The following is a 12,885-nucleotide window of genomic DNA, read 5'->3' as shown; positions in this document are numbered from 1 at the left end:
CAGCCGACTCGGATCAGTAACGCGACCGAACGCCGGATCGGTGAATCGAGACCGACATCTGAGAACGGATGTTCCAATTAGCGCATTCTTGACATTCGGCGACGAGAGACGGCGAGCGAATCGCCCGGCTACTCGTCTTCGAGCGCGTCGTAGATCTCGCGGTTCGCCTCCCGGTCGGCCGCGGCTACGCGCCGCACCAGTTCGTGGCGGAGGTCCTCCATCACCGCATCGAGCGGCGACTCCGACTCGACCCCCTCTTCGGTCGCCATACCAGTACTGACAGCCGGCGTGTCGTTAATCCTTCTGGTCGCCCGAGTCGCCGGTCAACTGCTTGAGACCGTACTGCAGGAGATCTTCACGCCACCGCTCGATCTCCCCCGCTAAGTCCAGTTCCTCGGTGTGCGTGTGCAGGTACTCGCCCACGTCCGCTTCACCGACCGTTCGCTCGTCGGTGCCGAACCGTTTCAGAATCGTCCTGATCTCCTCGTCGTAGGTGAACCGGTACCCGTTCAGGACTTGACATCCTCCCCGCCCTGAAGGGCGAGGATTCCCGACCGCGTTGGGATATTGTGGTTTACGACGTAGCTTGTTCTTGAGGTGCGAACGCACCAGTTTCCGTGTCAAACAAGAACGTCGATGGCTGTGCCAACCAGCCGTTACTCCTATCTCCCCCATCACAGGCCAGACTCGGAGATACTTTCTGTCGAATATTCTCAGCACCGTTCACGTCCGCGTTCGACACCGTATCACACGAATCACAGACGTACAGCCCACGCTCAACACGGTTTGCGTCACGCTTCCGACCACAGCACGAACACGACTTCGACGTATCCCGCTCAGATACTTCTTCAACCGAGATGTCTTCCATCTCAGCCTTGTATTCGAGGAGGTCGGTGAAGCGGTCGAACGCCCACGAGTGCAGGTCGAGGTTGCCATTCTTCCCCCAGTTCTTCGACTCACCGTTCTCCTCATCCTTACGGATGCCGGAGAGATCGCCCACGGCAATTGTTCCAACACCCTCGTCAACACACCGCTGAACGATGTGTTTGGAGAGTGTGTGGAAGTAGTGGGTACGGCGAGCCGACTTCTTCTCGTTCAGTCGCGTAGCCTGCTCGGAGTCCGAATCGTCACACTGGGCGAGTCGCTTGCTGAAGTAGTAGTCATCCTGCTTCAAGCAGTTCAGCGGGTATAACTCGCTGTGACCGTCTTCATAGGCCAGTACGGCGAAGTTGTTGATGCCGAGGTCAACACCTACAGTCTTCTCACCGGGAGACTCGGCCACTTCGATTTCGGCCTTGCAGACGAAGTGTAGTTCCCACACGTCACCAGTCCAGACGGCTCTGACTTGTTGAACGTTCTCTATGGAGGAGAGGTCAACGTCGGGCCGAGTCTGGTACTCGCACAGGATGAAGTCCGACCAGTAGTCTTTCAAGTTCGAGCCTTTCGAGAGTCGGACTCGTTCGTACTTGGTATCGAGCTTAAATCCGGCGGCTTTGAACGTGACCGTTGAACGCGGGTGTTCGTCGCCGTGTTTGCGGTACTTCGGTGGGTTTGCTCTCGTGTCTCCGTTGCGTCGTTTGCCGTACCAGCCGTTGAACGCCTCAGCGAGTTCTTGAAGGACTCGCTGACTTGACTGCGAATGCAGGTCATCATAGCGTTCGTGTGACTTCAGGTACGAGGTGAGTTCGTTGTGACCGGGAATGTGGCCGATTTCGCCCCACACGCGGTCGCAGACCCATCGTCCGACGTTCCAGAGTTTCGAGGCTGCGAACCCGAGCGAATCGAGGTCGTCGGACACCTGTTGCTGGTTCCGTATGGAAGCAGTATAGGTGCGGGTGACGACCTGTTTCGCCATGCGTAACCTATGTCGATAAGATTAATTAATAGTATGGATTGGCGTGGAATATCTGGCCCTGCCCTCGAACGTGGTTAGTGAAAGGTAGTGTCCGATTCATCCCCGCCCTGAATGGCGGGGCTTTCTCCTTTACTTTCCGTAAAATACGACGACCGTGTTCAGCGCGGTTCGCTTGTTCGCATCCACGAACGGGTGGGTGGCGACGAGCAGCCGCATGAGGTGGTACGCTTTCTCGTGAATTGAGTCGGGCGCAGCATCGAAATACCCCTCCTCGATGTACGTCAGCACGAACTCGATGTCGCCCCGGTCCCGGACCCCGGATGGCGTGGTTGGGTACTCCGCCACGATGTCCTCGTGGATTGCCAGAACGTCCGCAACCGACGGGTACCACAGCGATCCGCCCATTCACTCCGAGGTCAAAGGGCCACCATGGTAGTCGTTTCGTTTAGAGGAACGGAGCGTCTCGCTGCAGTCACCGGATTCAGCCACCTCATATCCGTGACCGAACGCGAGAACGTCGACCGGCGTGACAAGAGTCGAGGTGAGGACAGCGTGGGGGGCCGGACCGCCGCGTGGAGGGGAACCGCACACCGGAGGTTCCATGTCAGGGGGAAACCGGCCGTGGTCCCGCCCGGCGATCCGACTCGCGCCGACCGCGGGCCGGAGCCGATGGCCAAGGTGGGGCGTCGCCCCCGGCGGCACGCGGTCGGTGGCATGGCTGCGGAGCGTCCGACGACCGGGACGGACCGAAGCGCCCGTCCGGATGACCGGCGACGGACGAACGCGGACCGGACCGGGTGAGTCGTCCGCGCTCGTCGGCCGCGTCCGGCGGGTCCCGCCTCGGGTGTCTCGCCGATGGTCGCCCGACGCCCGGACGTGTGTGGACGTGTCGAACCAAAAACGGTTTTCCGAATTTCGTCCGGATTCTCGCCGGAGTTCGAGCGCGGCACGGCGACGGCCGGTTCACCTCCGACGGAGGCGGTCAGACAGGCGACCGCGCCGAGGAGGTCCGACTCAGCGCCCCCGTCCGCGTCCGCCGTCGTCCGTGCTACCGGACCCGGATCACGACGGTCAGCTCCGTTGTCCCGTCGGGCTCGACCACGCGGACGTCGACCCCGACCGCCACCGGCGTCGCCTCCCCCGCTCGGTCCTGAACGACGACTCCCTCGATGACCTCGCAGTCGCCGAACGCGCGGTTCGGGCCGGTGGGACAGGCCGTCTCCGCCCACGCGGTCGCGGCCGTGGCGTTGTACGCCACGTCGACGGCGACCGTCTCCGACAGTCGGGCCGTCTCGATCCCGCGAGCATCGCCGGCGAACGCGGCGTCGAAGTCGGTGACCGTCTCCTCGCGCTCCCGCCACGGTCGTCGGTCGACGGCCGCCGACGCGTTCGTCGCGGCGCGGTCGAGCGCCCGCAGGGTCGACTCGCCGGGTCGGTCGCGGTCGGCGGTCGCGGCCACGTCCGGGTGCGCGCCCAGAGTGAGATACGCGAGCGCCATCGGAACCAGCGCGGCGGCCGCGAGGGCGGCCGCCAGGAGGACCAACTGCCCGCGGTCGGTGGCCTTTCGGTCGGTCACACGTACCACACCCACAGGACGACCTCGCCGCCGGGGGTCGTCGCGCTCGCCCGCCCCGTCGCCGTCGCGGTCGGACGGGCGTGGCCGACCGCCCCGTGGGGCGTCTCGACGCGGAACAGGAGATTGTCGCCGAGGATCCGCGCGACGCGTACCTCGAGGGCGTCGCGCTCGCGCTCGAACGCGGCGGGCGAGCGACTCACCTCCGCGAGCCGGGTGTCGGCGGCGTGTCGCGGCGGCTCCTCGTTCAACACCGCGAGGGCGTCGTCGGCGTACGCGTCCAACTGCGCCTCCGCCGTCCCCGGCTCCGGCAGCGCCAACCCGAACGACGCCGCCACCGTGAGCAGGAACGCGACCCCCACCGCGGCCTCGACGACCGGCAGCGAGAGCTGTCCCCGGTCGAACGCCGAGTCGCCCGTCGGCTCACGCATCGACGATCACCGCAAGCGTCGCCTTGTGCGTCCGCTCCGGGAAATACGTCACCGGCACCGATCCGGTCGCGTTCGCGTCGAACGTGAGCGTCAGCGTCTCCGCCCGGGACACGTCGACGGTCTCGACGCCCCGGAGGCCGCCGGGTCGGTGGAGGACGACCCGGCCGTTCGTACGCACCGTCTCGACCGTGGCGTCTCCGAACGCCAAGCGGATCGTCGCGGTCCGACGCGGGAGCGTGACCCCGTCGGCGGCGTCGACCGTCCGCGTGCGCTCCTCGGCAGACGCGACGACGACGATCCGACGGAAGGCCGTCCCGTCGGTCGGGTCGCCGCGCTCGACGACTGTGTCGCCGGCGAGGCGAACCCGGAACGCCGCGTCCGCGAGCGGCGGGACCGCCTCGACGACCGTCCCGACGGTCGCCGTCGCAATCGCGTCGTCGTCGAGGACGCTCGCACGTCGCGTCAGCGGCGAGTCGCCGGCCACCAGCCGGTCGGTCGCGGTCACGGCCGTCCGGCGTTCCTCCGGAGAGCGATCCGCACTAGCCAGCGCGCCGTCGGCCAGCGCGAGCGTCACCCCGACCGTCGCCGTGAGCACGACCAGCGCCGCCACCAGCGCCGCGAGGTTCGTCTGTCCGCGCTCCGACCGCACGCGCGGCCCGGTCGACCGCGACCGCGACCGTCGGCGGGAAGTCGCTCGCTTTCCCCGTCGTGGCTCCGGGTTCGGGTTCATCGGCTCACCAACTCGATCGCGAGGGATCCGTCTCCGTCCCCGGCCTCGGGTCCGCCAGCGCCGACCCCGCTGCCGCCCTCCACGACGACGGCGGTCGTCATCCCGCTCTCCCAGGCTCCGGTCACCGTCGCGACCCGGTCGGGGAGTGCGAGGCGCACGTTCCCGCCGATCGCCGGGTTCGGGTGGACCAGTCGGAGTCCGTCGCCGTCGGCGACGACGCGGTAGGCGGCCCCGCGGATCGTGTCCGGGAGCCGGACGCGCCGCTCCACGCGAACCGTCGCCGCCGGCGGCGGGACCGCGCGCTCGACGTCCGTGGCCGCGCCCGCGAGCGTCCGGTCGGCGAGGCGATCGCCGGCGGCGTCGCGGTAGTCGGGGACGACCCCGCCGAACAGCGCCGCCGAGAGCCCGGCGACGAACAGCAGGACGAGCCCGATCTCCAGCGTCTTGGCGACGATCGGGGTCGCCGCCCTGTCGCGTCCGCGCTCGACGACCACGGTCCGGTCGGTCGCGACGCCGCGGTCCGCGCCCCCGTCGGCCGCCGCCCCGCACTCCGCGGTCATCGTCCGTCCTCCACGTGCAGGTCGTGGACGACGAGGTGGAACTCCCGCTCGCCCGGGAAGGCGGCGACGACGCTGTCGACGCCGTCGCCGTCGAAGTCCTCCCTGTCTGTGGTCGCGCCTCGGCGCTCGAAGAACTCGACCCACGGGCGGGGCGTCTCCGTCTCGACGGCGACGCGCCATTCGCCGGTTCCGAGCGCGCGCCGGTCGTGGGCGACCCGGGTCGACAGGGGGACGCGCCCGCCGCCGGCGTACTCGAAGCGCTCCTCGCCGACGGTCGCGACGCCGACCACGACCGTCCCCGCCGCCGTCGATACCGGCGGGGGCTCCGCGAGGACCGCGTTGCCGGGCGGGCCGCGGACGACCGCGCCGGCGACGAACGCGACGCGGTGATCGCCGGCGCTCCAGACGATCCCGCCGGCGTCGACGGCTCTGACCGTCCCGTCGGCGTCGCGAACGCGGACGGTCCGCTCGACGGTGCGCAGGCGACCGTCGGTGAACGAGACGGTCCCTCGGTGGCCGCCGGTCACCTCGACGGGCGCGAGCGCGGCGTCGAGGTCGGCGGCGACGCGACCGGCGTCCACGCCGGCGGTGTTCGACTCGACGACGGTCCCGACGGTCGCCGTCAGCCCGGCCATCGAGACGACGGTGATCCCCATGAGGATCGCCACGCCGACGACGTGCGATTGGCCCCGCTCGTCGGATCGGTTCCTGGCTCGGGACGCTCGGCGGCCGCCGGAGCGTCTCCGGTCGCTATCGGCCGCGTCGCCTCCGCCGAACGGGTGCGCGACCACGCTCAGATCACCCCCGCGACCGCGAAGGCAAGGAGACAGACGGTCACGAGCGCACCCGAGTGCAGCAGCATCGAGTAGCCGCCCCGGTCGGCCGCGCCGGCGAACAGCCCGGAGGCGAACACCGTCGCCTGCGCGACGACGTAGAAGCGGCGGGCGTCGCGCTCGGGGTCGACCGCGGTCGGGTCGAGCGTGCCTCCGCCGGTCGACAGCGACGCGAGGTCGGCGAAGCCGTCGAGCACGGTGAGGTTCACCGCGACGACGATCCCGACGACAAGCAGCGCGGTCGTCCAGCCGACGGCGACGTACACGAACATGTTGGCGCGCAGCGCGCGCTTCTCGTGGTGGAGGCGACCCACCTCGGCCTGCAGCGTCTCGAACACGGCGTCGGCGTCGCTGCCGGCGTCGAGCGCGCCCGAGACGAGGCCGATCGTCTGGGCCGCAAGCGGCGTCCCGACGCGCCGGGTGAACCGATCGAGCGCCCCGGCTCGAAGCTCCGCGTCGGGGCCCGTCGCCAGTCCGAGCGCGAACGAGAGGTCGGCCACGTCGGCGGTCAACGGCCCCAGATCCACGTCGCGGGCGACGCGATCGACGGCGATCGAGAGCGGTCGGCCGAGCGCGACGTGGCCGGCGACCGCGTGGACGAACTCGGATATCTCGCGGTCCTTGGCGTCGTCGAGTCGACCGCGCCGGAGCGCCACGCCGCCGACCGGGAGCGCGTACGCGGCGTACCCCAGCACGATCGCGTTCACGGGGTCGACACCGGCCGCAGACAGGCCAACGAGCGCGAGCCCTCCGACCGGCAGCAGGGCAACGGCCGCGCTCGCGGGGTTGATCGGCACCGACCGCAGCAGCGCCGTCGGGGACCGCGGAAGTCGGTACTCGATCCGCTGGTCGGTCGGTCGGAGGTCCGAGACCATCGCCCCCGCTGCGATCCCGACGACGACGACGAACGCGGCCGCGCCGTACACGGCGATCGCGCGCTTAGTCGTCACACCGAGCGGCGTCGCGATCTCGGCCGACAGCCCGGGCGCGAGCACGCTCATCACCGTGAGGACGATGACGAACAGCGCCGGAAGCACGAGCAGGACGACGAACAGCTCCGCGACCAACTCCATCAGGTCGGCGTTGCGCTCGCGGGCCTGCTCGCCCCTGTGGCCGAGCATCCGGGACTCCAGCCTGAGGTACCCCGACAGGGCGTCGTCTCCCTGGGCGGCGTGCTCGCGGAACTTCAACAGGAACGGCGCGAGCGCGTCCCGGGAGGGCGTGTCGCGGGCGACGCGACCGATCCCGCGGTTGAGGCTCCCGGTCAGGGAGGCGGTCGTCAGCGCAGTCCGGACCGAAACGGCCGTCTCCCCGTAGGCGTCGTTGTCGGCGACGCGCCGGAGCATGGCCCGCGGGCCGTCGCTCCCCGAGGAGAGCGCGTGCAGGAACCGCGCCGCACCGGGGAGCGTCCGCTCGATCCCGCCGCGGCGGGCACGCGTTCGCAGCCGGATCCGCTCGCCGGCCAGCCTGACGGTCGCGTACTTCGCGGCGGTGCCGGCGACGCCCGCGGCGACGGCGGCGACGTGGAGTCGCGAGGGCGACGCGACCGGTGCGCTCGTCCCGAGAACCCCGCCGACCGCGCCGGCGACGGTCGCCGGCGGAACCGCGGAGGCGACGACGAGCGTCCACCCGAGGACGGCGAGACAGGCCAGCCACGAGAGCCCGTACGCGCGGGCGACGTACACGTCGAAGCTCGTCGCCATCGCGGCCCCTCGGTAGCGTTTCCGGTCGAGCGCGTGCCGGCGCGTGTCGGCGTGTCGGGAGAACAGCGCGTACAGCGCGCGGTCGAGGACCGAGAGGCCGTCGGTTCGGCCGCTCCCGGCCCCCGTCTCAGCGCCCCCGGTGCCGTCGGCGCGCGCGACACCGCCGGCGGCGATCCCGCCGGGATCGCTCCCGTCGCGCTCGGCGGCGAACTCACTCACGTCTCCCCTCCGCCGTACCGCCGTCGAGCGTACGGGCGTCTCCGGCCGCACCACCGTCGATCGCTGTCCGGCCGTTCGCGGACGCGGTCGCGGTCGACGGTGAGATGGTATCGTCGCCATCGCTGTCGCGGTCGCCGCCACCGTCGCCGTCGCCGTCACCGTCGCTATCGCCGTCACCGCCGCCGCCGTCGGCGTCCGCCTCGTGCGTCGTCTCGCGGCGGACGCGTTCGACGGTCGCGGCCTCGTCGGTACGCAGGTCCGCGAGGAAGTCGAACGTCTCCTCGAAGTCGGTGACGCCCTCGCGGACGAGGTATCGCACGTACCGGTGTTTCCGGTGGAACTCCCGTTCGACGGCCTCGACCGTCCGATCGGTCCGGTCGGCGATCCGGTGGAACACGCGGAGGTCGAGACGGCGCGTGTCGTCGCCCAGGTCCGGGTGGTCGTACGCGAACGAGAACGTCCCGTCCGGGCTCCGGGAGAGCACGCGGTTCCACGCGACGGCCGCGCCGTCCTTCTCGACGACGCCGCCCGCGCCGGCGCAGTTCGCGAGCGCGTCGTCGCCGGCGAGTTCGACCGCCTCGGCGACGTAGCGGTCGCCGTCGACGTTGTGCGGGAAGACCACGAGGTCGATCTCGCCGAGGAGATACGGCGGGAGGCCCTGCTCGATCACCCGGTTGACCAGCGCGTTCACGTCCTCGGCGTGGGTGGTGCCCAGCACGCCGTGGCCGGTGTTGAGCGACTCGCCGAACGTCTCGAACGACGCGGGCGTGTTCACCTCCGCGATCACCTCCACGTCCGGATTCAGGTAGTTCGCCTCGGTCATGAGGTCGGCCATCGTGACGCGCTTGAACTCGTTCTCGTGGTCGCGGGTGGTCAGCGAGATGCCCGTCTCGTGGGGAAGCAGCACCTCACGGCTCCCCTCGTCGATCGAGACGGGGCGAGCGTCGAACGGAATGAACGGCGTGTGCGCGTTCAGCAGCGTCGTCTTGCCCGCGCCGGTCGGTCCCGAGAACAGCACGACGCCGCGGTGTTCGTACAGCAGCCACAGCAGCGTCACCAACTCCGTCGGGAGCGTCTCCGACTCGACGAGGTCGACCGGCGTGTGCGGGTCGCCGGACTGCTTGCGCACAGAGAGGTGGGGACCGTCCGTCGAGATGACCGGTAGCGCGACCGCACAGCGGATCGTGTCGGCGACGCCGTCGAGGTCGACGTTCACCTTCGCGCTGGGGTTCGAGGCGTTCAGCTCCGTCCCGTCGAGTGCGGCCAGTTGGGTGACGACGTTGACGAACGCCGACTCGGAGTCGAACGAGAGGTTCGTGGGGACGCGTCCGTCCGCACCCAATCCGGCCCGCGGCACCACCTTCACGCGCTCGCCGACGCGGTTCGCCTCCACGTCCTCCAGATGGGGGTCACGAAGCGGGACGGTGAGCACGCCCTCGCCGACGTAGTCGCGCAGGACGTAGTACACCAGGTCGGCGAGGCGGTCGTCGGCGTACCGGGAGTCCACCGGCGGCACCGCCAGGTCGTACGCCGCGAGCGCGGCCCGCACGCGGTAGGCGGTCGCGTCGACCCACGCTCGGGTGTCGCGGGCAGTGAGTCGCCGCGAGAGGAACCGACGGGCGCGCTCGCGGACGAACGCCGTGCGGTCCTCGACGACCTCGGTGGCGGTCGTCTCCCAGACGCGCTCCTTGCACTCGGCGATCAGCGCCTCGTCCCCGGGGAGCAGCGGCGGCTCGCGCACGGCGTACTTCGTGGCGAAGCGGTCCTCGCCGAGCAGTCGGTCGCGGTACACCACCACGTCGACCGCGAACCCCTCGAAGGACACCTCGTAGCTGCGGAGGCGCTCGCTGGCGACGCGGCCGACGTACTCGGCGTCGACGGACACGGCAGTCGCCGCGGGCGCGAACTCGGTGGTGTGGACGACGACGCGGCCGTCCTCGCCGCTCACGTCGGCCACCTCGATCCGGTCGTCCAGCGCCAGCGGCGTCGCCGCCCCGAGCAGTCGGAACTCGCGGAGGACGTGGTAGTCGACGCGCCGCCGAAGCGCCGGCGCGGCGTCGACGAGGCGGTCGACGGCGCGGTCGTACTTCGGCTCGAACCCCGCGTCTGCGCGCTCGACCGCGCCGGCACGCGTCAGCGGCCGACGGTGCTGCCCGGCGTCGAAGCGGTCGGCGACGGCGGCGGCCGCGCGCTCGCCGGCCGGCCCGAGACTCGGCTCTCGCGTCTCGTAGCCGAACTCGCTGCCCCCGACGCCGACGCGTTCGCGCACGGTCGCGACGACGCCCGGGTAGGGCTCGTACTGCGCTCGCACGTCCGGCGCGTACCACGCATCGACGGAGTCGGGCGGTTCCGGCGGCGGGACGGTCGGTCGATCGCCCGTCGGATCGGTCATTACGGGTTGTGATTCGATATAGTATTTAATACTTTATATTAAAAATTAAATTTGGAGAGAATAGAAATTGGTGCCGGGTGCCATGACCTGACCGACAGGCGGCGTTTCACTACTGCCGAGTCGGGGCGACGGTCGAGTCCTGTCGTAGTTCTCTGAGACGCCTCCGGTTGCGTAGTTGCGGCGGTGCCGTCGAACCCTCAACCACCTTCATCTGTAACCCGTGACCGCGCGGGTGACGACCTGGGCGAAACTGCTTCAACCTCTCACGGGTTCGTCTGTAACGGAGCCCGTCACCGGCGGTGATCACCTCCGTCTCCGCTTCAACCCGTGAGGGGTTGAAGCCGCGACGAAAAAACGTCGCCGACGATGAGGTCCGCGGTTACAGACGACGCCGTGAGGGGCGAGCCTCCGCGGGACGTTGACAGGGGACCGCACACTAACGCAAACGGGCGTTAGGGTCTGTCCGTATCGTCGGCCGTTCCTTCCGGTTCGACCGCAGGTCCGATGGCGATCAGTCGTCGCCAGCGACTGTGATGTCCACATCTGCATCCGTGAGGTCGTTGGCCGGATCGAATCCGAATACCGACCCGTAGAAGGCCAACTCCGATTCGTGGGCTCGACGGCGAGTGTCGGCCCGGCGGAAGCCGTGTTGCTCGCCCTCGAAGACGACGAGGTCGTGTGGCACACCGGTCGCAGCGAGGGCGTCGGCCATCTCTTCGGCCTGCGAGAGCGGTACCACCGGATCCTCCGCGCCTTGGAGGAGCAACACGGGCGACTCGATAGCGTCGGCGTGGTTCACCGGCGACCGTGTCTCGTACGTCTCGCGTGCTTCCTCGTAGGGACCGACCAACTGGTCGAGGTACCGCGATTCGAACTTGTGGGTGAGTTGTGCGAGGCGACCCAGATCGGCGACGCCGAAGTAACTCGTGCCCGCAGCGACCTCGTCGTGGAACGCCAACGCCGAGAGGACGACGAATCCACCGGCGCTCCCGCCGCGGACGGCGATCCGATCGCCGTCGACGCGTCCCGACTCTGCGAGGTGTCGGGCCACGTCGAGGCAGTCTTCCACGTCGCGGACGCCCCACTCGCCGTATAGTGACTCCCTGTACGCGCGGCCGTAGCCGGTCGAGCCACGGTAGTTCACGTCCGCAACGGCGAACCCCCGAGAGGTGAAGAACTGCGTCGTGAGGTCGTACGTCGGCGCGGTGGCACTCGTCGGGCCGCCGTGGGCGGTCACGATTAGTGGCGGGCGCTCGCTGTCGGGTGCCTGCGCGTCGGGGTTCGTCGGCGGGTAGACGAACGCGTGCGTCTCCGCCCCATCGCGTGTTGGGACGGTGATGTGATCCGGTGTCGAGACGTACGATGGATCGACCGTCGTGTCGCTCGACTTCCGGAGGACGGCCACCTCCTCGTTGTCGCTCAATCGAACGAGGCGCGCTGGGGTCGCGGGACCGCTGGCGACGAAGTGGACTGCCGTCCCGTCGGTTCGGAGCATCGGGTGCCCGCGTTGGCCGATTCCCTCAGCAGCTACTTCGACGTCCGTGGCGGTGCCGTCGGGTGCGATACGTTCTATGGTCTGCTCGCCGTCGCGGGTCGCGACCGCGATCAAATCGCCGTCGTCCAGAGGTGCGTACGTCGCAAGACCGAATGTCCACTGCGGGGATCCATACTCTGCTTCTTCCTCGCGGACGCACGTCCAGGCATCACCGTCGGCGTTCCCCGCCCCGTCCGGCCCGCCGCCATCCTCACGCCGGTAGATGTTCCACCATCCGGTTCGGTCGGAGACGGCGTGGAGCGTCCCGTCGGGCGCGAATTCGGGTTGGAAAACGGACTCCGTTGGTCCGCCCATCACCACACGATCGTCGGCGACGGTCCCGTCCGTCCCTACTGCGGCGACGTGAAGTTCGGTGCCGTCCCACGGCATCCGTGGGTGATCCCATGTGAGCCAGGCGAGCCGGTCCCCCGCCGGCGAGATGGTCGGCGACGCATAGAAATCGTGACCGTCGGCGACTACTTTCGGGTCCTCCGTACCGTTCGTCCGCAGGCGGACCAGCTCGGTGACAGGCTCGTCAACACCGTCCTCGCCGGCGGCGGCGTCGTGGTCCTCGCGGACGCAATAGAGATACTCACCGCCAGCGGCGACCGCGAAATCGGCATAGCGGAGGCCGCGCTCTGTCTCCGGTTCGGGGGTGATCGGTTCAGGGCCGCTGTCGTCCGCATCGACCGCCTGCCGGTAGACGCGTTGGTCGTCGTAGTTGACGAAGTAGACTACCCCGTCGGAGACGGTGAAGTCGCCACCGCCGTACTCGTGGACTAGTGTCCTGACGTTCACGTCCGTGGGCGTCACGTCAACGGCGTCCTCTCCGTTGTACCGAACAACTGCACCACGCCCATCCTCCTGCGGACGCTGCTCTCGCCAGTAGACCGTCTCCTCGTCGACGGACACGTGTCCGAACTCGATACCGTCGCTTGCGACCGTTTCGGCGTCGATTGGCGAGGGCCATGCGCCGTACGGCGTCAGTTCTCGAGAGTCAGAGGGTCCATCAGTCATACTCTGTCGTGTCAATACAACCCCGTGACAAAAACAAC

At 69.0% G+C, this 12,885-nt stretch carries 12 protein-coding genes; all 12 read right to left on the bottom strand.

Annotated elements, in window-relative coordinates; translation table 11 throughout:
* Nucleotides 1-128 precede the first annotated feature (128 nt).
* The 12 genes from Hbl1158_RS03075 to Hbl1158_RS03020 all read right to left on the bottom strand — a co-directional run bounded on the left by Hbl1158_RS03075 (nt 129) and on the right by Hbl1158_RS03020 (nt 12,847).
* Nucleotides 129-269, bottom strand: a complete 141-nt coding sequence (locus Hbl1158_RS03075) for a hypothetical protein (protein WP_234298609.1) — start codon at nt 267-269, stop codon at nt 129-131.
* A gap of 25 nt (nt 270-294) precedes the next feature.
* On the bottom strand, nt 295-609 hold the full coding sequence (locus Hbl1158_RS03070; RefSeq protein WP_234298608.1) for a hypothetical protein: 315 nt from the start codon (nt 607-609) through the stop codon (nt 295-297).
* Nucleotides 575-1,855, bottom strand: coding sequence for a transposase (locus Hbl1158_RS03065; RefSeq protein ID WP_234298607.1), 1,281 nt, complete (start codon nt 1,853-1,855; stop codon nt 575-577). Before Hbl1158_RS03065 ends, Hbl1158_RS03070 begins: the two co-directional genes overlap by 35 nt.
* Nucleotides 1,856-1,984: 129 nt before the next feature.
* A complete protein-coding gene (locus Hbl1158_RS03060; RefSeq protein ID WP_234298606.1) occupies nt 1,985-2,260 on the bottom strand; it encodes a Fic family protein in 276 nt (91 codons plus the stop codon).
* Nucleotides 2,261-2,903: 643 nt separating this feature from the next.
* On the bottom strand, nt 2,904-3,431 hold the full coding sequence (locus tag Hbl1158_RS03055; protein ID WP_234298605.1) for a hypothetical protein: 528 nt from the start codon (nt 3,429-3,431) through the stop codon (nt 2,904-2,906).
* Nucleotides 3,428-3,859, bottom strand: a complete 432-nt coding sequence (locus Hbl1158_RS03050) for a hypothetical protein (RefSeq protein ID WP_234298604.1) — start codon at nt 3,857-3,859, stop codon at nt 3,428-3,430. Before Hbl1158_RS03050 ends, Hbl1158_RS03055 begins: the two co-directional genes overlap by 4 nt.
* A complete protein-coding gene (locus tag Hbl1158_RS03045) occupies nt 3,852-4,508 on the bottom strand; it encodes a hypothetical protein (protein WP_234298603.1) in 657 nt (218 codons plus the stop codon). Before Hbl1158_RS03045 ends, Hbl1158_RS03050 begins: the two co-directional genes overlap by 8 nt.
* Before the next feature lie 77 nt (nt 4,509-4,585).
* The gene (locus Hbl1158_RS03040; RefSeq protein WP_234298602.1) at nt 4,586-5,149 is read right to left on the bottom strand and encodes a hypothetical protein; all 564 of its coding nucleotides are present in this window, start codon (nt 5,147-5,149) and stop codon (nt 4,586-4,588) included.
* Nucleotides 5,146-5,817 (bottom strand): hypothetical protein, encoded by a 672-nt coding sequence (locus tag Hbl1158_RS03035; protein WP_234298601.1) that lies wholly within the window; start codon nt 5,815-5,817, stop codon nt 5,146-5,148. Before Hbl1158_RS03035 ends, Hbl1158_RS03040 begins: the two co-directional genes overlap by 4 nt.
* A 125-nt stretch (nt 5,818-5,942) precedes the next feature.
* Entirely contained in the window at nt 5,943-7,904 is a 1,962-nt protein-coding gene (locus tag Hbl1158_RS03030; RefSeq protein WP_234298600.1) for a type II secretion system F family protein, read from the bottom strand.
* The gene (locus tag Hbl1158_RS03025; RefSeq protein ID WP_234298599.1) at nt 7,897-10,296 is read right to left on the bottom strand and encodes a type II/IV secretion system ATPase subunit; all 2,400 of its coding nucleotides are present in this window, start codon (nt 10,294-10,296) and stop codon (nt 7,897-7,899) included. Before Hbl1158_RS03025 ends, Hbl1158_RS03030 begins: the two co-directional genes overlap by 8 nt.
* Before the next feature lie 511 nt (nt 10,297-10,807).
* Nucleotides 10,808-12,847, bottom strand: a complete 2,040-nt coding sequence (locus tag Hbl1158_RS03020) for a prolyl oligopeptidase family serine peptidase (RefSeq protein ID WP_234298598.1) — start codon at nt 12,845-12,847, stop codon at nt 10,808-10,810.
* Between the last annotated feature and the right edge of the window lie 38 nt (nt 12,848-12,885).

Origin of the sequence: Halobaculum sp. CBA1158 (assembly GCF_021431925.1) — an archaeon.
Lineage (GTDB): Archaea > Halobacteriota > Halobacteria > Halobacteriales > Haloferacaceae > Halobaculum.
This window is presented reverse-complemented; position numbering and strand designations above follow the sequence as displayed.

Coding starts and splice junctions, on each gene's coding strand:
- Hbl1158_RS03075 (WP_234298609.1), bottom strand. CDS start 269: ATGGCGACCGAAGAGGGGGTCGAGTCGGAGTCGCCGCTCGATGCGGTG.
- Hbl1158_RS03065 (WP_234298607.1), bottom strand. CDS start 1,855: ATGGCGAAACAGGTCGTCACCCGCACCTATACTGCTTCCATACGGAAC.
- Hbl1158_RS03060 (WP_234298606.1), bottom strand. CDS start 2,260: ATGGGCGGATCGCTGTGGTACCCGTCGGTTGCGGACGTTCTGGCAATC.
- Hbl1158_RS03050 (WP_234298604.1), bottom strand. CDS start 3,859: ATGCGTGAGCCGACGGGCGACTCGGCGTTCGACCGGGGACAGCTCTCG.
- Hbl1158_RS03040 (WP_234298602.1), bottom strand. CDS start 5,149: ATGACCGCGGAGTGCGGGGCGGCGGCCGACGGGGGCGCGGACCGCGGC.
- Hbl1158_RS03025 (WP_234298599.1), bottom strand. CDS start 10,296: ATGACCGATCCGACGGGCGATCGACCGACCGTCCCGCCGCCGGAACCG.
- Hbl1158_RS03020 (WP_234298598.1), bottom strand. CDS start 12,847: ATGACTGATGGACCCTCTGACTCTCGAGAACTGACGCCGTACGGCGCA.